Below are 19894 nucleotides of genomic sequence, written 5' to 3' on the forward strand. Positions count from 1 at the left end.
GGGCTGCATTGGCAATGTTAGGTCCTGCTTGCTTAGTCACAGCAGAAYCAATGYAGCCCGTTTAATCGCTGAAGCTGTGCACCTAGGGCAATATGCACCAGCACCTTATACACAGCCAGAGTAGCCAACATTAGTATCACCAAATACTTATCACTGATAAGGGTATCGTTAACCAACGGTTACATACCCTTTCGCATCATGGTCGTTTATTCAACAAAGGATGAAGTGAAACCATGTATATGCATATAGATTTAGATCAATACATGAAGTGAATAAATAACACCGTGAAAACACATGGAATATTCACCATTATACGTAATCAGATAAAGGTATTAATTCAGTGATTGTCTGAGTAGCTACCAAGTTGATTAAGCTACAATTTTTAAATTCTGACAATTATGCATATTAGTTAATGATTCCTGTCTGCCAGTTAATTGCTGACTGATTGCGGCTCCCCAATGTAATAGGCTTTGCTGCTGTAATTCATGTACCAAACAATTGGGCTCAACCGCTTCTACTAAGCGCCATTGCTCCCCAGAAGTAAACGCCTGATGTGGATCAATATGACTAATAATTTCGATATCATTTTGTAATTGCCCCCAAAAATTTTCAGCTGCAACGGGTAAAACTTTAGGCCAGTGGTGACTACCAAAGCTGGCATTAAGGTGCAATGTATGAATTTCATCAATAAGATCATGCTGTTTTAGGTGAGTCAACATCGTCGCTATCGCTTGCTTTTCGTCACTAAAATTGCGCCCAGCCATGAAGTGACCACTATCAAAGCAAATTCCTACTTTGTCGTAATTAAGCTGTTGTCGAAAAAGTTCATAGTCTTGACGGTTATTTAAACACATTCCCGATGGCCACCAGAGATTCTCTAGCAAAAAGTAACCATTGAATGACATTTTTACAAAAACCTGATTTAAAAGTTCAGCCAGTAAATTTGCGCTTTGTAGAGGTGTAGGCTGTTGACTTGTGTCAAACAACTGCAGCGGACTCAAAACTACAGGGTGAAACACTACGTAGCTCACACCCGCCGCTTGGGCTAGGTCCAACTGCTTGCAATAATAATCGACTAACTGATCTGGAGTTTGACAGTTAAAATAATCCAACATATGGCGCTCATGGCCAAAATGCTGGGAAATGAGCTTAGGTGACTGACGCCAAAATGCTTCTAGAAAAGGAAAAAAACTTAAATGTACCCCGCCGATAATATCCATAGGTTGGGCTTGAGTATGCAGTGTTTGGTATGGCGCCACTTCATAACCGTCAAGGTTAAAAAAATTTAACCATTCACGAGCTTGCTTCCAGTGTTGAAACAAATGCCCTGGAGTATCTCCTAGACTTAAGTTTAAAAGTTGTTTCATTTTCTTAACTTGTTAGCTCCTGTTGCTATAAACACAATTTGCTTGCTACCAATCTAAGCCTCGTCGAGCTTTTAAACCTGCTTTAAAGGCGTGCTTTTCTGGACGAACCTCACTCACTGTATCGCAAATAGCTTTTAATTCTCGGTGGGCAGCACGACCTGTAATGACGACTGACATTGACTCAGGTCGCTCGTTAAGTGCTTGTATCACCTCATCTACAAGTAAAAAATCCCAACTGAGCATATAAGTCAGTTCATCTAGAAGCACTAGGTCTAAACTCGGATCAGCTAAAAACAACTTAGCTTGCTCCCATGTATGTTGTGCGGCCCGTTTATCAGCGGCTTTATCTTCACTATCCCAACTAAAGCCTGTGCTCATAGTGACTAGCGGTACACCAAGTCTCTCGACTAATTTGCGCTCGCCACAGTCTTGCTGACCTTTAATGAACTGCACACAGGCCACTTTTTGTTCGTGACCTAAAGCGCGAAAAAGTGTACCAAAACCACCAGTGGTTTTACCTTTTCCATTACCTGTTAGTAATAACAGTTGCCCTCGCTCAGTTTGCGCCTGTGAAATAGCCTGATGCATTTTTTGTTGCTGTTGTTTTTGCCTTTGTTGCTGACGCTGGATAGAATTTGTCGTTACTTGTGACATTTACATCATTCCTATTCGATTAAGTGCGACTAAAGTTACTAGAGTCAGTGCTTCAATTATTTGCTGTCCAGCACCTAAAGCATCACCGTTATAACCATTAATTTGTTGTTTAAGGAACTGAGACCAACGCCATAACACCAGCAGCCATAACAGTACAATGATGCACGCCGATTGCCAGTTAGGGAGTGTTAACAAACTAACTAGGGCGCTAACAGCAAGTACTGTTAATGCATTTGTAGTTGGACGGGAATCTCGTTGAGGAGACTTACTTTTTTTGGGGTCGGCAGCATAATTAAGCCAGCGAGGAATAAAGCCTACAACACTGCGACTGCCAGCGTGAGCAAGCACCATACCTAACACCGCTGTATGAAGAGGTAATGACATTAACGCTGCAGCTTTAATGGCGAACAATCCAATAAGACCTATCACGCCATAGGCACCCAAGCAGCTATCTTTCATAATGGCGAGTTTTTTGTCTATTTGATAACCGCCACCAAAGCCGTCACACACATCGGCAAAGCCGTCTTCATGGAAACAACCAGTTAGCCAGCAACCAAGAGCAAGAGTGAGCACGACTGCAAGCAGTTGACCAAACAGCAGAGTGAACGCATACAAACATGTCGCCAGAATCGCGCCAACAATCAGACCAACCACCCCAAACCAACGGCTACAGTTAGCGGTGCTTTGTTCGTCAAACGGGGTGAATCTTGGCACCGGCAGTCGGGTTAAAAAAGCAATGGCGGTAAACAATGGCAGAATCGCAGTTGCAGGGTTATTCATTATGCGGCTTTCCATGGCGCTAGCTCTGCAAACAAAAGGTCTAGATCTAAATGCTGTTCTAGTGTGTCAGCCAAACGATTAATTCCAGCTTCACGCAGTGCTTCCATATCTTGTGCTTGCGCATGACCTTGTTCTAGCCCCGCCCAATCAAGCAATAAATTGCACGCGTTCGCTTCGTCAAACACACCATGCAGGTATGTACCAAGCACCTGATTACATTCAGAGATAGCGCCGTCAGGTTTGCCATCTAACCTAAATGGTTGCTCACCAGTAACTTGTGACTCACCGACATGAATTTCATAGCCTATAACCTCAGCCACTTGCCCCTGCAATATTAGCTCACCACTTACACGCACCAGCTGTTTATCAGCAGCCATAGTCGTATCCACAGGCAAATAACCTAAACCCTGACTATCACCAGGATGGCCTTCAATACCTTCTGGGTCGCGGATCCATTCACCTAACATCTGATAGCCACCACAAATACCGATGACTTTGCCACCATGCCGGATATGCCTTGCTAACTGCTTGTCCCACCCCCGTTCACGTATGGCGTTAAGATCGCCACGAGTACTTTTAGAGCCAGGCACAATTATTAAATCGGCCCGGGGTAAATCAGCACCAGGTCGGGCAAATTGTAAATCGACTTTTGGATGTAATCTAAGTGCATCGAAGTCAGTATGATTTGAAATCCGCGGCAAACTGAGCACCACGACTTTAAACTTGGCATCGGCATCCGTTTGCGCCACATTTATGGCATCTTCAGCTTCTAGGTATAACCCATGGAGATAGGGCACAACACCAATAACAGGTACACCTGTTTTTTCTGTCAACCAGTCAAGGCCAGACTGCAACAACGCAGGGTCACCGCGAAAGCGGTTGATAATAAAACCTTTTACTAGATTTTTAGCTTCTTCAGTAAGCAGTTCATAGGTACCATACAAATGAGCGAATACACCACCTCGATCAATATCGGCACATATAACAACTGGGCAATCAGCAGCTTCAGCAAATCCCATATTAGCTATATCATGTTCTCTAAGATTAATTTCAGCAGGCGAACCAGCCCCTTCAACCAACCTCGCCTCCATACCGTCAGCCAACTCTTCAAAGGTATCAAGCACCACTTGCTTTAGCTTTGGTTTATATTCGTGATAAGTGACTGCGTCCATATCAGTTAATGCCTTACCAAGCACAATAACCTGTGCACCTATATCGGTATTAGGTTTAAGTAATACTGGGTTCATCTTAATACTTGGAGGCAAAAAACACGCCTGTGCTTGCACTGCCTGTGCGCGACCGATTTCACCACCTTCAATAGTCACAGCACTATTTAATGCCATATTTTGCGGCTTAAATGGAGCAACCTTAATGTTCTTGCGGGCTAAAACTCGACCTAAACCAGCTACTAATACACTTTTACCAGCATCGCTGGTGGTGCCCTGCACCATTAATTTAAACGGCTTCATATTGCTCTCTTGTATGTGCCTGTATGTGAAGGTCAACGGCATTTTCTAAGGCCTCTAAAATCTTATCTTGGCTACCAATCAGCTGCTCAGCCAACACCATCATTCCGCCAAGCCCACAACCTTCAACAACTAAGCCTTCTTCAAAAACTCTTAGGCAGGCATGACGACTTTTAGCGTAACTGCTTCGATGTAATTTGACTTGGTATCCTGGTGGAAGTATCGCAGGGATGAGTTTACTTATAGTGGCATCAGCCATAACCCAGCGGGTCGTTGCGATATAAGCTGGCAAACTAATCTTGTTAATTTGACTGGCAACCAATGGCGCCATCATCATCATGCCACCAGCAACAATTGGTCTTGGCAAACATGTCGGCCACGATTGAAACGTACGATATAATGCAAACTGCAATGGATCGTGATAACGATTGTTAGTCAGTAACTTTTCCGGTTCAAACGACCAAAACTGGCTTCTGTATTCTTTTTCTAATTCCGCAATTAATAACTCTTTTCTGGTCAACTTGGTCTCGACTTTCGTGCTGCCAGCTGGTGACAACTTTAACCCTGTTAATAATCGCAGCCACAAGGTGGCAAAAGTCGTCCCCCCAACACCACACTCAGCTAGGATGCTAATATGACCTTGACGAGCCTGTTTTTGTAAATCAGGAACTAACTGGTTTTCAACTAGTTCACTTACATTGGCTTTTTCACCACCAAAGTGCTGACAATGACTCAGCCAATCACCGCAGCCATCATTTGGTTTTTGGGTACCAAAGTTATAGCTCCTAAATTCAATGTGATAACCGTGCTGGTGAAGTAACCTCATTAGACCAAGGGTTAGCACTGCCGGACTAATACCGCCATTTGTCAGTAACCCCGAATTAAAACTGCCATAGCGATACACTGCCGCATCACTCCCTTGGGTCATTAGCTCTGAATCCCGCGGCGGCGTCAATTGCATCATCCCCTTTCCAGCCCCCGCATCTGATAACTCATGCAGCTGCGGAAGTTGAGTCGCTGCGCAGTTAATAATATTAAATACAATCGTTGAAGTTACTGGCAGCTTCATGCAGACTCCTTTGCTGTTTTAGATATAGGGCTTGGCATAATGGCAACTAATTGCGGCCATTGCTTTCCTGTAGGATCGATATAGATATCAAGTTTAATTTTGCTCGCGTAGCCCAAACTCAGCTGCGACAAATGCATATTCCCCTGCTGCTGAGTACCGAGTATCCATGCCATAACGATCCGCATAACACCGCCATGAGTGAACAGCAAAATATGTTGACTTGGGTAAGAAGCAATCAGATCACTTAATCCATCAATTACCCTTTGATAAAGGGCTAGGCTAGATTCACCATTTGGCGGAGTTTGAAGCCAAGGTTGCGCCCAAAATTCGTTATAACCTAATTCTGACTCCCATAAGTGGGCTAAAGGCAGACCATCCCAATCGCCAAAGTTCATCTCTTGAAAGCGTTCATCAACTACAAAAGGCAGGGAGTTCGATTTCGCATAGGTTTTGGCAAAGTCACAGCAACGGCGCAAAGGAGATGACACGACTAAATCACAACCAGTGTCTTGGCTAGCACACTGTAATTGTTGCCAGCCAAAGTCCGTAATAGGTGAGTCAGTATGTCCGAGTAGGCACTCATGTGAATGTGGCTGCCCATGACGTAATAGTGTTATGACCGTCATATTTTGCTGCCTTTAATCAAAATCGGGATCCCTGCTTGGCAAAACACCACACGCTGAGCGACGTTAGCAATCGCTTGATGTAATTTGCCACTCCATTGAACATAACGACAGGACAACTCCCCCTTAGGCATGACCCCTTGTCCAACTTCTGTTGACACTAAAATCACCTCTGATTTAGATTGCAGCAACCCTTCAACCAAACGAGTGATTTCAATATCTATGTTCTTCTCAGCCATTAACAGGTTTGTCAGCCATAAGGTAAGACAATCTAGCAAAATCACTTGATGAGCATCTTTAGCTTTAAAGAAATGCTCAGCAACTTCAACAGGCTCCTCTATCAGGTGCCAATGGGCAGGCCTCTGAGATTGATGCAATGCGATGCGTTCAGCCATGGAAGGATGATGAGTGGCTGTTGCGATATAGCAAACTTTATCAGACTGCGCTGCTGCATAGGCTTCAGCTGCACCTGACTTTCCACTTCGTGCACCACCTAAATATAAGCTAATCATATTGAGCTCTCGCATCGGCCAAGTGCTCACACACTAGTTGCATGCCATCCAATAAACGCGGTCCAGCACGATTCACTAAATCGCCATTAATTTGATACAATTGGCCTTTTTTTACTGCAGGTATAGTCTGCCATTTTTGCCAGACATTTAAGTTTTCTGCTACGCCATGGTGACGAGGCATCAAAATAATTTCCGGCCGTGCTATCAGCACTTGCTCCATCGACACTTGGGGATAAGCTGACAGACTATCGGCAAATACATTGACTCCAGAACATTCTTCAACCATTTGCTCCAGCCAGCCACCAGAGACTGTGGTAAGTGGCTCCGGCCATACTTGATAAAAGACTTTAACGGGTTTACGCCCTTGGTAGATACTACGAAGTTGTTGCAGCCGTTGGCTAAAATCATTGGCGGCCTGCTCCGCTTGTTTCTCTAACTGAGTGACTTTGCCCAAACTACGAAGTCGTTCAGGGATATTCTCAATACTGCCAACACTGGTGTTAAATACGGGTAAACCTAGTTTGGTCAATTGCGCCAAAATGGTTTCACTCGTATCACTGGCACTAACAATCACTAAGTCAGGTTGCATTCTCAGTACTTTCTCAATATCAATGTGTCGATAAGAGCCAATACGAGGTATTGATTTAGCTTGTTCGGGATAGTCAGCGAAATCAACGGTACCAATAATCCGATCACCTGCACCTATCGCAAACAGCATTTCAACAGAGTGCGGAGATAGGGCTAACAAACGTTGACTACTGCTTGGTAACTGCTCAGCATTCGTGAGCGGTACAATCAATAAACCAAATAAAATCAAACAGCGACTCAATAAAGAATTCATCACAGATACCTATTAAGCCCAACGACAAACAGTCTCATCATTAGTTTCCTTTCACTTGCAAACCAATCCCAACAACGCATAAAAACAAGCGTTCAACTAATTTTCCGACATCTTGATTAAGCCAACCTAATTCATCAGCAAATAGCCTGTGTTCTTTACACATAGGCACAATGCCTTGTCCCACTTCATTACTGATAAAAATCACCGGCCCAGGTAAGTCAGCAATACAAGCAAGTAACTGCGCCTTACACTGCTGCCAACATTGACTTTCTTGTGCCAGTTGTTCAGCAAGCCAAAAAGTTAAACTGTCAACAATAATCAGAGAGTCAGTTTTACTGTGCTCATTGAGTAAATTTGTTAAGTCCTCTGCCTCACTGATATATTGCCAATGCTGTGGTTTATCTTTAGGAGTGGCCCGAAAAGAACTATTCTCAGCCAATAGTCCTCTCCGTTCACTAGGCTCAATCACAATCACATCACCGTCGTTATGATTCTGCCAATCATATGCATATTCAAAGGCTAATCTGCGCTTGCCAGCTGCAATACCACCAGTAATCAACTGCTTCAAAGTTTCTGCTTCCTGTGGGTTAAAATACCTAAAAAGAACAAGCTACCTAAAATGGCGGTGACAACACCCACAGGTAGTTCTTGCTGAGGCAGCAAAGTACGACATAGCAAATCGACCCATACCATTAAAATCGCACCTGCAATAGCCGTAATTAGGTAGCCTATTGGACTCGCAGCCCCTATGGCTAAACGCACTATATGTGGCACCATCAAGCCAACAAAACCAATACCACCGCAATAAGCGACTAACGACGCCGTCACCACTGCGGTTAACAGCAGCATCCCCAAACGTAGCCAAATAACCGCAACTCCCTGAGTGTGCGCGCTTTCATCACCAGCCATTAGAGCTTGCAACGGGCGCTGTAATCGCTGCACTGCTATTAATGTGACAATCACTGAGATAAGCGGTAACCAGATATTGGCCCAACTGGCACGGGCAAAACTGCCCATAGTCCAAAATAAGACAGCCTGCATAGCTTGGTGGTCATTGAAGTAAATCAATAAGTTAGATATAGATGACAACAAGAATGAAATAGCAACACCGGCTAAAATAAGGCGCTCAACTTGTCCATCTTTTGCCATTAGCATCACGATGGAGACGGCAAGTAATGCGCCTAAAAAAGCGCAAGCAGGTAAACTTAATCCTGCAAAACCAACAGTCATAGCAATCACAGCACCTAAAGAGGAGCCCGAAGAAATACCGAATAGATACGGGTCAGCTAACGGGTTACGGGTAACACACTGTAAAATAGCACCTGAGACAGCTAAACCTGCTCCACATATCATAGCCATTAGCACACGTGGCATACGAATTTCGAGGATAATTTGCTGGTTGATCATCGCCATTTCATCTAAGGGCTGCAAACCAAATAAACCAACTAAAAAATCAATAACTGGAATATCTGCACTACCAATGCAAACAGCAATAAATGGAGAAATAATGGCAATAGGCAGAAGAATTGCCAATGCCAAATAGGAGTTAAGCAATTTTCTTCTCCTCAGAGAAATAGCGATAGGTTATTAGAGGAAAACTGCCGTCTGGGTGGGTCGATATATGGGTCTTAACGCCATAAGTGTCTTGTAACTGTTGCGAGTTTAGTACCGCTTGAGGCTTATCAAACGCTGCAACTTTGCCGTTGTCTAGCAACAAGGTTTTATCGCAGTAAGCCGCAGCCAAATTTAAGTCATGAATGGAAAAAATCACCGTGATACCTAACCCACTTATAAGTTTAAGTATCTCGATTTGAAAGCAGATGTCTAAATGATTAGTAGGTTCATCAAGGAGTAAAATCTCAGGCTGTTGCAGCAACGCCCTTGCAATATAAGCCCGCTGACGTTCACCGCCAGATAAATTGTCAAACATTTGCTCTTTTTTATCACTTAATTGAACACGATCAAGCACTTCGTCAATTGCATTAGTTTCATACTTAGAGTCAAGGCATTGCCACCATTGGCGATGGGCAAGAAGTCCAGTTGCTAGGAATTGCCCAACCGTCATGGAAAATCCAGTACAGCCGTGCTGAGTCACTACAGCTACCTTTTTAGCAAACTCGCTGCGAGAGTATCGTGTCAGAGGAGTATTATATAAATATATTGAGCCCAACTGAGGCTTGATATAACGATATAAGCAGCGTAATAATGTCGATTTCCCGACACCATTCGGGCCTATTATGCCGACAGTCTCCCCTTGTTTAACGGTAAAGTTAATATCAATTAGTACTGGTTTTCCAGCTATATCACAGCTTAAATTTTCTACCTTGAAAGCTGGGATTGAGTGAGTTTTTAGGGATGATAGAGATGCAATCATTTACATAAGGCTCAATTCAGTTTAATTAGTGAGCCCGTTCATTAATCATTCAATTAGAAACGGTTAGTTGAACACTCGCTAATATTATTTTTGCAAATAATACTGAACTGACATATCGAGGCTGTGATTGAATTCACAACCACTCATAATCACTTAAAAGTGTGTGAAAACTTACAGTCCCCCTCTAGCTTTAACCAAGATGGCTATCACAAATTTAACGAATATCCATCACTAAACCTAATTCCAACAGTTGTGAGATCTTACTCAGTAAAAGCCAACTTTTTGCTCACAAATTCACAACCTTGTTAATTACTCAACGCTAATCACATTCTGCTTGTTTAAGACAAAACACTGTTATTTCTCACATTATCGACTCTGTTACGCCTTGGTTACACTGAATGTGATTTATGGAGCCACAACCGAGAAATACAAATTGGCTTAAAAGGGGAATTGAATGCAAATTTCAAACTGTACCCGCAACTGTAACTGAAGCTGCTCAACAGAGCATATTTCAGAAGTCAGATTACCTGCCATAAATCACCATTGCAGTTGAGCGGGATCACTCAATATTGGCAAGGGCTATTCATATCCCCTGACCTCTTCGTTTTCCGCCTGCTGCCTGAGATATTTCGAGGTAGTAAAAATGAACAAGCATAATACGTTTTCAGTAACAAGCTGGCTGTACCAATGAGCCTGACTAGTATTCGTCGTAGTAGCCATAAAGGCGAGTTACGTCAAGGCTTTACCACAGGAGCTTGCGCAACTGCCGCCGCTTTTGGTGCTACGCTAAGCTTGTTAAACAGACCACAACAACAGGTCTATATTGATTTACCTATTGGCGAGCAAGCCTTATTCACCTTGCATCTAAATAATGCAGGTAAAGCCTCTGTCATCAAAGATGCTGGTGATGATCCTGATTGTACACATGGCGCAGAAATTGGCGCCACCATCCTTTTTACTAACAAACCAGGAATTGAGTTTGCAGCCGGTAAAGGTGTAGCAACTGTGACTAAACCGGGATTAGAACTTGCTGTAGGTGAACCCGCTATTAATCCAGTGCCAAGAAAAATGATTAAGCAACATTTATTACCACTATTACCACTAGGCAAAGGAGCATTAGTCACTATCTGGATAACCAATGGTGAACAACTCGCTAAGCAAACCATAGGTAAACGTCTTGGGTTAATTGGCGGCCTGTCAATTTTAGGAACCAGAGGTACTGTTCACCCATATTCAACATCGGCCTATGCAGCCTCAGTTCGTCAAGGTGTAGAAGTAGCAAGAGCCCAAGGCATTAACCATGTCGTGCTTACCACAGGAAGTCGTACAGAAAAAGCGGCCATGGAACAATTATCACACCTAAGCGATAGCGCTTTCATTCAGGCTGGTGATTTTACTGGTGTTGGCCTTCGTGCAGCTACACGCTTTGGCGTAATCAAACTGACTTTAGCCACCATGATAGGCAAACTTTGCAAGATTGCCGGAGGCACCACAATGACCCACGTAACGGGCCGTGCCATCAACTTCCGTCTAATGTCTGAACTGCTTAGTGAGTGTGGAGGAGATGCTCAGCTATGCCAGCAAGTAAAAACAGCAAACACTGGCCGTCACTTATTTGATCTCATTCCGGCTCCAATCCAGTCCACATTTTTTACGCGTTTATGTCATCAAGCCGCACAGCATTGCTACCACTATGCACATGAGAAAGTCGTTATTGAAGTGAGATTAATGAACTTTGACGGAACCCTATTAACCCAAGCGAGTTTTGGAGAACAATAATGAGCGCAATGGAACAAATGACCACTAAAGGCAAACAGATTGAACAAAGCTCGTTTGCCATTATCGATTTAGAGATTGACCGTGACCATGGTGGACATACATATACGGCAACACAATGGGCAGTTGTAAGACGCTGCATACATACCACTGGTGACTTTGAATTTGCCACACTATTTAAATTCAGCGAAAACGCAACCCAGTGCGGTATTAAAGCGATACAAGACGGCTGTAAAATTATCACTGACGTCAATATGATTGTGACCGGCCTCGCCCCGCGTCGTATGGAGCCTTTCAATGTTAGCGCCCACTGTTTAATCAGTAATGACACTGTGATTGAGCAAGCCAAAAATAGTGGCGATACTCGTGCTCGGGTAGCAATGCAACACGCAGCTAAAAATGGTTGGCTAGACGGTGCAATTATTGCTGTAGGAAACGCTCCAACGGCCTTGTACGAAATCATAGAATTATGTCGACAAGGAAAAGCAAAGCCCGCACTTATTATCGGTTTACCTGTTGGCTTTGTTAAAGCTGATGAATCAAAAGCCTGCTTAGTAGAATCAGGCTTGCCTTTTATTGCCTGTGAAGGCCGTAAAGGTGGCAGTCCATTAGTTGTAGCAACTTTACATGCGTTAATGGTTGAGGCTGCACAATGACCGGACATGTATCGTTAATCGGCATGGCAGGTGAAGGCTGCTTAAGCTTAACCAGTCGTGCGATTAACGCAGTATCTAGCGCTGAAGTGCTTGTCGGTAGTGCGTCTCATTTGGCATTTTTTCCGCAATTCACTGGCAAAAAACTCACTTACCAGTTTCCAATTGAAGGTTTTATTACTGAACTACTCAGTTTATATGCACAACAAGATATCGCAATTTTAACCAGTGGCGATCCGTTGTTCTATGGCTTAGGGCAAACTCTTGCAAAGTTAAAGGTCTCTCAACACATTGAAATTATTCCGCATTTAAGTTGTGTGCAGCAGGCCTGTGCCCGATTAGGCTTGCCATACCAAGATATGGCACTCCTATCTCTGCACGGCAAAGTGAATAAGCAAAAGTTGCCAGGCCTAGTTGCACAAATTCAGCACCATGATCGCTTTGCACTGCTCACCGACGCGACGGATAACCCTCTCACTATTGCCTGCAAGCTGGTGAAGTTTAATGAACTAGGTTGGCAGCTACATCTGTGTGAAGCCTTAGGCACTTGTAACGAGAAAATCACTCACTGGACTCCAATCGAGTTGGCAAAAGTAGATCTCAGCCAAATTCATCACACAAATATCATTATTGGCGAGCGCACAACTCAACGCCCTTGGGAGAACGGTAAAGGCCACCAACCAGATAGCACATACAGTAAACGCACCCCAAACAAAGGGTTAATTACTAAGGCACCAATCCGTGCTATCGCTGTAGCTAACCTACAGCTAACGCCTAAGTCTGTGGTATGGGATATCGGAGCGGGCTCTGGTTCTGTTGGAATTGAAGCGGCTAAGCAAGCCTATCAAGCACACTGTTATGCCATCGAGTGCAATGACACGTGTTGGCCGCAGATAGAAGCCAACATTATTAATAACAAAGTCGATAACCTACAGCTAATAAAGGCGAAAGCCCCCCAAGGTTTAGCCGAATTACCTTCCCCTGATGCCATTTTTTGTGGCGGAAGCCGTGGGCAAATGTCACAGCTACTGCCACTATTTTGGCAAAAACTTACACCAGGAGGCCGCCTTATTTGTAGCGCGGTCACTCTCGATACTGTGATCGAATTAAAGCAGTTAAGCGATTCGCTAGCATTAACCCCTCAACTACTCCTTGTTAGCAGTGCTAGCGATCGCACCATAGGCAGCTATACCAGTTATCAAAGTGATAACCCAATCCATTTATTTATTTTTGAAAAGGCAATTGCAACATGTTGAAAACGACTCCAATAAAACCAGGCAAGCTTTATGCAATTGGCGTAGGCCCTGGAGCTAGCGATTTAATGACCCTCCGCGCAGCTAACCTACTTCGCAGCTGTGCAGTAGTCGCAGTGCCAGAGAAAACCAAAGGAGCAAGAGATTCATTCGCATGGGCTATCGCAACAGGTGCCGTTCCTGAACAAGATATTAGTGGTGAAAAGCTATTCTTACACTTTCCAATGAGCCGTGACATTGAGCAAACTGTACCAGCGTGGCGTGCGGGCGCAAAAGCCATTGCCGAGCGAATAGAGCAAGGCTTAGACGTGGCTTTTATTACTGAGGGTGATCCATCTGTTTTTTCGACTTGGGCGTATATTCAAGATGACTTACAACAAATTTTGCCAAAGCTAGAAGTCGAGATTGTTCCTGGTGTCACATCAATTACAGCCGTTCCAGCAGCGACTCAAGTACCACTCGCGGATGGTGAAGAGCGCTTTTGTGTGGTACCTGCAACCTATGGTATCCAGTGCCTGCCAAAACTAATGGAAAACTTTGACACCATTATGCTCATCAAGGCTGGACGCATGGTTGAGCCATTAATTGACCTACTTGAGCCTATGGGAATGCTGCACTGTGCTCGCTATGTGTCATATGCCTCAGGAGAAAACCAAGAGGTATATACCGACCTTAGAGAAGTCCCAAAAGAGCACCGTTATTTCGCCATGATCCAGCTGTCAATTCGCAGCCGCAAGGGTATTTTGCGCCATGGTAAAGGCAGTCAGTCTTAGGAATACATGCTATGACAATTGCCATTCACGCTATTACAATCTCAGGGAAAAGTTTAGCCCAACGCTTAAGCAATGAGCCTGGATTCGCTAAAACTTTTTTGCTCCATGGCGCCAGTAACGAACCAGCTAACAAGCAAGGCTTTGCGGCACACTTTACCGAGCAATTCTCTCAGTTTGACTGCCATATATGCATTTGCTCTATTGGAATTATGACACGAATACTGTCATCATTAGTGCAAGATAAACGCACTGATGCTGCTGTCATTTGCATAGATGAACAAGGGCAGTTTATCGTGCCGATATTAAGTGGCCACCGTGGCGGCGCCAATCAAATTGCATTACGTATAGCAGAGATTTTAGGTGCTCAGGCAGTATTAACTACAGCAAGTGATGCTGCAAAAACCATTGCTGTTGACCTGCTAGGCGCGCCATTTGGTTGGCAACTAGATCCAAGTTGTGAAGCGGATATCACAGCGGTAAGCGCTGCTGTCGTTAACCAGCAACCTTTAGCCATAGAACAACACAGTGGGCATCAGCGTTGGTTCTCTGCTCATAAGTCGTGGCCAGCTCAATGGCATGAACAAGCTACATCCGAAACCCAAGCACGCATTGTTATTAGCCATCACGCTGAGCTATCAGCCTTTAATGGCCCAACCGTGATTTGGCGCCCTAAGGTGCTGCATATCGGTGTCGGTTGTGATCGCAATACTCCAAAACATGTGCTTGAGCAAGGGTTACAGGCGTTTTGTCAGCAAGCGAAAATTTCACCGCTGTCAATCTGCTCAGTTAACTCCATCGCCCTTAAAGCCGACGAGCAAGGGATCATTGCACTCAGCGACCAACTTGGGGTGAAATTCAACAGCTACCATGCCGATGAGTTAAGCCAAGTTGAAGGAGTCGAAAATCCTTCACCGACTGTAATGCGCTGCGTTGGTGTGCCTTCTGTCGCAGAAGCAGCTTGCTTATTTGCAGCAAGCGCCACGCAGTTATTAGCGCCTAAGTTCAAATTTAAAGCCGATGGCTATAACTGCACCTTTTCAGCCAGCTTAGATAAAGCGCAAGCCGCGCCTAAAAGCCTGACTCAGGCAAGAGCTAAAACCGCAAAACCTATGCGCGGGTTTTATTATCACCTGATTTTATGTACTGGTCGCCATTGTCAAGAAATAGATGGTAAAGCATGGGCATCTCAGTTGCGTCGTCTAGCAGGGACTGAGTTATCTATAGAAAAGAAACTCAAAATTACCCGCTCTAACTGCATTGGTGGCTGCCGCGCTGGCATGCGCGCCATGCTGTATTGTCGCACTAATCAAACTGATATTAACCACGGCGTCAGCTTACAAGGCCTTGAAAATTTAAGCTTTGGTCAGTGGCGCACTCTGTTTACAGCGCTGGAGAGCGAGCAACCAATTATCGACAGCCTACCGACTAAATTTATCGGCACTGATAACCCTGCGGCTCAATATGGGAGTCATGCCTGATGATGCCACTCACTATCATTGAACCACTACAGGTGTTGGTCATTGGAGCAGGCCGAGCGGGTTTTCTTAAAGCTCGCACCGCCATGGGCCACCAGCAAAAGGTTACGTTACTAGCACCGAAATTTAGCCCAGAGGCAAGTGCCCTAGGCTGTCAGCACATCAAAGCCGACCTTTATCAGTGCCAGTTAGATGACTTTAGCCGCTATCAACTCATTTATTTTGCCCAACCATGGCCAAACTCAGCCACAGAGCAAGCCTGGCTCACCTCACTTATCAAGCAACTTAAAAACAGCGGTAAGTGGGTATGCGTCAGCTGCAAACCTGAGCTTGGCAATGTCGTGAACCCATGTAGTCGCAAGGTTGGCAATTATCTTATCGCCGTGTCAGGAAGTGGCAACACGCCCGCCATTACCCGCGATATCACCGAACATTTAGCCGCTGAACTGAGCGCGTTCACACAATCAAATTAAACAAGGAAGCAAGTATGAAAAGACAACGACACTACCAACAAGGACGCGCATTAATATTGTGTTGCTTTGGCTCTGTTGTTGCACAAGAACGCTACCAACAGCTATTACAACAGGCGCAAGCTCGTTACCCAGACTATGACGTTCGTTTAGCGGTTAGTTCTCGCATGGTGATCAAGAAATATCAGGGAGATACACTGCAAACCTTGCCACAAGTTTTGGCACAATTAGACGCTAACGGACATCGCCAAATTGTGGTTGCATCAGTGTATCTATTCCCAACCGCCGAGCATCAGCAATTGCTTGATACGGTTGCAGGCTTTTATCAGTTTAGTTTAAGCCGCATTGTCGCAACCCCTGCATTGCTGCAACCCGTTAACTCAGCTAACGCAATTTTGACTGAACTGTATAACACTATTCGTCAACCTGATAGCCACAACCTGTTTATCCATCATGGTGCGCCCGATCTAGCTCACTCTGGTTACAGTGCAATATGGTACAGCCAGCAATTACTTGAGCAAATGTCAGCGCAAAACCACAGCTGTTCACTTGAAGGTGCCAACCCATTCAGTCTCGTTAAACAGCACCTTAACCAGCAACTCCAGACTGCAAAAGCCAGCAAGATACAACTGGTCCCAATGCTACTTGTGTCTGGCAACCACTTTGTAAACGACGTACAGAAAATTGCCTCTGAACTTGACGAAAACACCACAACAGAAGTGGCAAAAATTAACGATGACAACACCTTCTGTCTGCTGGATTTACCGCAAACCATCCAAACCCTGTGGAAGCACATTGACACTGAATTTAACAAATTAGGAGAGCTAACGTGACAGGTAAGTTAAATATTGTAGGCATTGGCCCTGGATCCACAGAACTGATTACGCCGATGGCAAAGAATGCCATTGAAAGCGCCGATATCATTTTAGGCTACAAGCCATATGTGGAAATGGTCAACGCCCTTATTACCCATCAGCAAGTGAAATCAAGCGGTATGACTCGTGAAGTCGACCGTGCAAGATTAGCGGTTGAACATGCCATGGATGGTAAAACAGTCACCGTACTATCGTCAGGTGATGCGGGGATTTATGCCATGGGCTCGATAGTCTACGAAGTACTAAAAGATAAAGGCTGGCAAGGCAATAACACCTTCCCGGTGCAAATGGTTCCTGGTATTACTGCCGCTAACTCTTGTGCATCTTTGGTTGGAACACCACTAGGACATGATGCCTGCACAATTTCATTATCAGACCTACTTACTCCTTGGTCACTTATCGAAAAGCGGATTGAAGCAGCTGCGGTTGCTGACTTTGCCATCACGTTTTACAACCCACGCTCACGTCGACGAATTGAGCAAATTGAGATAGCTCAGCGCATCTTATTAGCGCATCGCTCACCTGATACCCCTGTGGCGATTATCGACAACGCTTACCGTCCTGAACAACGCATAGAAATCAGTGATCTGGCAAGCTTTACCCAGTGTGAATTCGCCATGACTGCAGCTGTAATCATCGGCAACAGCCAAAGCTACCGTTTTGGTGATCTAATCATTACCCCACGGGGCTACGACAACAAATATCATCTTGACAGTGGTCAGGTAAAACTAGGCCAACAACGCGGCCGCACCTTACAAACAGAGGAGTCATAACATGACCGTATTTTTCATTGGCGCAGGACCTGGTGACCCAGATTTAATTACCGTTAAAGGCGCACGTTTAGTAGAGCAATGCCCAGTTGTACTTTATACCGGGTCATTAGTTCCCAAAGAAGTCGTTGCACGCGCTAAAGCCGATGCACTTGTGCTTAGCTCAGAGGATATGGACCTCGACGAGATCATCAAAGTATGTAAAGACGCTCAAGTCAAAGGCCTAGATGTAGCTCGCGTACAAACGGGGGATTTATCTATTTACAGTTCACTTGCCGAAACCACCCGTCGCTTAGACGCTGAAGGTATTGACTGGAAAGTGATTCCAGGCGTGAGTTCATTTCAAGCATCAGCTGCCGCATTAGGCCAGGAACTGACGCTACCTGAAGAGTGCCAAACCATTATTTTAAGCCGTGCTAGCGGTCGAACCCCAGTTCCAGAAAAAGAGAACCTCAAATCACTTGCGTCCCACGAAGCAACAATGTGTTTGTTCTTGTCAGCAAGCCTTATCCGCAAAGTGGCTCGGGAACTTAAAGAAGTATACCCAGGCTCTTGGCCTGTTGCTGTCGTTGAAAAAGCATCACATCCAGAGCAGCGTATTATTCGCGGCACCTTAGACACAATTGTTGAACAGGTTGAAGCAGCTGGCATTCGTGCCACAGCGATGATCATTGTCTCAAAAGTACTCGACGATAAGAAGTTTAAAGACTCACGTCTATACGCACCTGAGTTTACCCATGGCTTTAGAAAAGCAAGACTTGTTGAAACCCAAGATACTGAGGCAAACAATGGCTAAACCTGGAACTGTTTTCTTAGTGGGAGCTGGCCCGGGCGATCCTGGTCTGTTAACCCAAAAGGCTGCCGAGTTAATGAAGCACTGTGATGTAGTGTGTTACGACTTATTGGTAGGAGAAGCAATATTAGCCCAAATTCCGAAGGATAAAACGCTAATACCAGTAGGTTACCGAGGGTACTGCGGTACTAGCATCGAATACGGCATGCACCCAGAGGTAATTGACGCGGCATTGGCTGGTAACCAAGTGTTACGTTTAAAAGCTGGTGACCCATTCATCTTCGGTCGAGCTACTGAGGAATGCTTATGCTTGCAACACTTTGGAATTGACTATCAGGTAGTACCGGGAATTAGTGCATCACTTGGAGCTGCAGCTTATGCAGGCTTCCCATTAACCAGCAATGGAATGGCGTCTGATGTAACTTTTGCCAGTGGTCATCGAACAACTAAAACCATTTGTAACTGGGCTGCTTTGGGTCAAAGCTCCGGTACATTAGTGCTATACATGGGAGCCAAAAAGCTTGCAGGACACGCAGAAATCTTAATGCAAGAAGGCAAAAGTGGTGACACGCCAGTGGCGATAATCTCTGCGGCAACCAGCGCACATCAACGCATGCTAAGTAGCACGCTAGCTACCGTAGGTAAGCAGGTAACTGAGTTCGACAATGGCGATCCAATGTTAGTGGTCATCGGTGATGTAGTGACCTTAGCTCCGAAGCTAGACTGGCGTAGTTTACTACCGCTTTCTAACACCCAAATACTCGCCTCAGGTGATAACAGCTGGCTTGCTGACAAACTAAAACTTGCTGGCGCGATTGTGGCTTACCCCTTTGGCACCAAATTGAATCAATGCTTTAGTCAGCAAGCCTGGACTTCACTGTTAAATCAAAAGGAATTGCATCTCGCTGACATTAGCTCTGCAAAAGCATTGCTCAATAGTGCACGTAAATACCAGTTAGACAGCCGTAACTGGCGATGGCAATTAACCGCTTGTTCACAGGCACAAAGTTGGCTGGCAGAGCGAGCTATTATCTGCCCTGCCGAACCTTCACAGAATGCCATACGCCTACATCAACACAGCAATGGCTTACAAACAGAGCGTCATTTGCAGGTGCCAAGTTATCCGCTTCGGGCCACCAGTATCGCCTTAATTGATGATATTGAAGCACTGCAGTACCTGCACGACAATGCGCTACTCAGCGATGATGCTCAGTTACTTACTACCAGCACTCACATGCAGTCACTCATACAGCAGCAAGGATTAGACGCAAGTGTCATCTCCAATAACGAACAGTTCTTGCTTTGGCTAAGCCGCCAAACTCGTACTGAACAAGCAGCATAACGCTGCACAACGGACTTTGGAGTTAATA

The 19894-nt window shown here is 44.9% G+C and carries 21 protein-coding genes and 1 riboswitch; of the genes, 10 read left to right on the forward strand and 11 right to left on the reverse strand.

All coding sequences use genetic code 11. The annotated features are described in order from the left end of the window. Positions 1-368: 368 nt before the first annotated feature. From FNZ24_RS11120 to FNZ24_RS11170, 11 genes are read right to left on the reverse strand one after another with little or no spacing between them, the layout of a single operon-like run. On the reverse strand, positions 369-1367 hold the full coding sequence (locus FNZ24_RS11120) for a TIM barrel protein (protein ID WP_153914555.1): 999 nt from the start codon (positions 1365-1367) through the stop codon (positions 369-371). Positions 1368-1412: 45 nt separating this feature from the next. Next, positions 1413-2021, reverse strand: a complete 609-nt coding sequence (gene cobO / locus FNZ24_RS11125; protein ID WP_153914556.1) for a cob(I)yrinic acid a,c-diamide adenosyltransferase — start codon at positions 2019-2021, stop codon at positions 1413-1415. After that, positions 2022-2801 carry an adenosylcobinamide-GDP ribazoletransferase gene (gene cobS / locus FNZ24_RS11130; protein ID WP_194945046.1) on the reverse strand — a complete coding sequence of 260 codons (780 nt, stop codon included), beginning with the start codon at positions 2799-2801 and terminating at the stop codon, positions 2022-2024. Next, on the reverse strand, positions 2801-4270 hold the full coding sequence (locus FNZ24_RS11135) for a cobyric acid synthase (protein ID WP_153914558.1): 1470 nt from the start codon (positions 4268-4270) through the stop codon (positions 2801-2803). The genes cobS and FNZ24_RS11135 overlap by 1 nt, the downstream gene beginning before the upstream one ends. After that, a complete protein-coding gene (locus FNZ24_RS11140; RefSeq protein WP_153914559.1) occupies positions 4257-5336 on the reverse strand; it encodes a hypothetical protein in 1080 nt (359 codons plus the stop codon). Before FNZ24_RS11140 ends, FNZ24_RS11135 begins: the two co-directional genes overlap by 14 nt. Further along, a complete protein-coding gene (locus tag FNZ24_RS11145) occupies positions 5333-5962 on the reverse strand; it encodes a histidine phosphatase family protein (protein ID WP_153914560.1) in 630 nt (209 codons plus the stop codon). The genes FNZ24_RS11140 and FNZ24_RS11145 overlap by 4 nt, the downstream gene beginning before the upstream one ends. Continuing rightward, positions 5959-6471 carry a bifunctional adenosylcobinamide kinase/adenosylcobinamide-phosphate guanylyltransferase gene (gene cobU / locus FNZ24_RS11150; protein ID WP_153914561.1) on the reverse strand — a complete coding sequence of 171 codons (513 nt, stop codon included), beginning with the start codon at positions 6469-6471 and terminating at the stop codon, positions 5959-5961. Before cobU ends, FNZ24_RS11145 begins: the two co-directional genes overlap by 4 nt. Then, complete coding sequence (locus FNZ24_RS11155; RefSeq protein ID WP_153914562.1) at positions 6464-7312, reverse strand: cobalamin-binding protein; 849 nt, start codon at positions 7310-7312, stop codon at positions 6464-6466. Before FNZ24_RS11155 ends, cobU begins: the two co-directional genes overlap by 8 nt. Before the next feature lie 40 nt (positions 7313-7352). After that, on the reverse strand, positions 7353-7880 hold the full coding sequence (locus FNZ24_RS11160; RefSeq protein ID WP_153914563.1) for a bifunctional adenosylcobinamide kinase/adenosylcobinamide-phosphate guanylyltransferase: 528 nt from the start codon (positions 7878-7880) through the stop codon (positions 7353-7355). Beyond that, the gene (locus FNZ24_RS11165) at positions 7877-8866 is read right to left on the reverse strand and encodes a FecCD family ABC transporter permease (protein WP_228768453.1); all 990 of its coding nucleotides are present in this window, start codon (positions 8864-8866) and stop codon (positions 7877-7879) included. Before FNZ24_RS11165 ends, FNZ24_RS11160 begins: the two co-directional genes overlap by 4 nt. Then, positions 8859-9686, reverse strand: coding sequence for an ABC transporter ATP-binding protein (locus FNZ24_RS11170; protein ID WP_153914565.1), 828 nt, complete (start codon positions 9684-9686; stop codon positions 8859-8861). Before FNZ24_RS11170 ends, FNZ24_RS11165 begins: the two co-directional genes overlap by 8 nt. A gap of 391 nt (positions 9687-10077) precedes the next feature. Then, positions 10078-10236, forward strand: a riboswitch (cobalamin riboswitch). A gap of 137 nt (positions 10237-10373) precedes the next feature. On the opposite strand from FNZ24_RS11170, the gene FNZ24_RS11175 reads away from it, so the two are divergent. From FNZ24_RS11175 to cobA, 10 genes are read left to right on the forward strand one after another with little or no spacing between them, the layout of a single operon-like run. Next, positions 10374-11465: a cobalt-precorrin-5B (C(1))-methyltransferase gene (locus FNZ24_RS11175; protein WP_153914566.1), complete on the forward strand. Its 1092-nt coding sequence runs from the start codon at positions 10374-10376 to the stop codon at positions 11463-11465. Further along, positions 11465-12118 carry a precorrin-8X methylmutase gene (locus FNZ24_RS11180; RefSeq protein ID WP_228768454.1) on the forward strand — a complete coding sequence of 218 codons (654 nt, stop codon included), beginning with the start codon at positions 11465-11467 and terminating at the stop codon, positions 12116-12118. The genes FNZ24_RS11175 and FNZ24_RS11180 overlap by 1 nt, the downstream gene beginning before the upstream one ends. After that, positions 12115-13371 (forward strand): precorrin-6y C5,15-methyltransferase (decarboxylating) subunit CbiE, encoded by a 1257-nt coding sequence (gene cbiE / locus FNZ24_RS11185; protein WP_153914568.1) that lies wholly within the window; start codon positions 12115-12117, stop codon positions 13369-13371. Before FNZ24_RS11180 ends, cbiE begins: the two co-directional genes overlap by 4 nt. Then, positions 13365-14141 carry a precorrin-2 C(20)-methyltransferase gene (gene cobI, locus FNZ24_RS11190; RefSeq protein ID WP_228768455.1) on the forward strand — a complete coding sequence of 259 codons (777 nt, stop codon included), beginning with the start codon at positions 13365-13367 and terminating at the stop codon, positions 14139-14141. Before cbiE ends, cobI begins: the two co-directional genes overlap by 7 nt. A gap of 11 nt (positions 14142-14152) precedes the next feature. Next, positions 14153-15619, forward strand: a complete 1467-nt coding sequence (locus FNZ24_RS11195) for a cobalamin biosynthesis protein (protein ID WP_153914569.1) — start codon at positions 14153-14155, stop codon at positions 15617-15619. Beyond that, positions 15619-16089: a precorrin-2 dehydrogenase/sirohydrochlorin ferrochelatase family protein gene (locus FNZ24_RS11200; RefSeq protein ID WP_153914570.1), complete on the forward strand. Its 471-nt coding sequence runs from the start codon at positions 15619-15621 to the stop codon at positions 16087-16089. The genes FNZ24_RS11195 and FNZ24_RS11200 overlap by 1 nt, the downstream gene beginning before the upstream one ends. A gap of 14 nt (positions 16090-16103) precedes the next feature. Next, positions 16104-16919: a sirohydrochlorin cobaltochelatase gene (locus tag FNZ24_RS11205; RefSeq protein ID WP_153914571.1), complete on the forward strand. Its 816-nt coding sequence runs from the start codon at positions 16104-16106 to the stop codon at positions 16917-16919. Further along, the gene (gene cobJ, locus FNZ24_RS11210) at positions 16916-17734 is read left to right on the forward strand and encodes a precorrin-3B C(17)-methyltransferase (RefSeq protein WP_153914572.1); all 819 of its coding nucleotides are present in this window, start codon (positions 16916-16918) and stop codon (positions 17732-17734) included. The genes FNZ24_RS11205 and cobJ overlap by 4 nt, the downstream gene beginning before the upstream one ends. Position 17735: 1 nt before the next feature. Continuing rightward, positions 17736-18527: a precorrin-4 C(11)-methyltransferase gene (gene cobM, locus FNZ24_RS11215; RefSeq protein ID WP_153914573.1), complete on the forward strand. Its 792-nt coding sequence runs from the start codon at positions 17736-17738 to the stop codon at positions 18525-18527. Then, positions 18520-19866 (forward strand): uroporphyrinogen-III C-methyltransferase, encoded by a 1347-nt coding sequence (cobA, locus tag FNZ24_RS11220; RefSeq protein WP_194945047.1) that lies wholly within the window; start codon positions 18520-18522, stop codon positions 19864-19866. Before cobM ends, cobA begins: the two co-directional genes overlap by 8 nt. The last annotated feature ends 28 nt before the right edge of the window (positions 19867-19894 follow it).

This window comes from Shewanella sp. TC10 (assembly GCF_009663145.1).
Classification (GTDB): domain Bacteria; phylum Pseudomonadota; class Gammaproteobacteria; order Enterobacterales; family Shewanellaceae; genus Shewanella.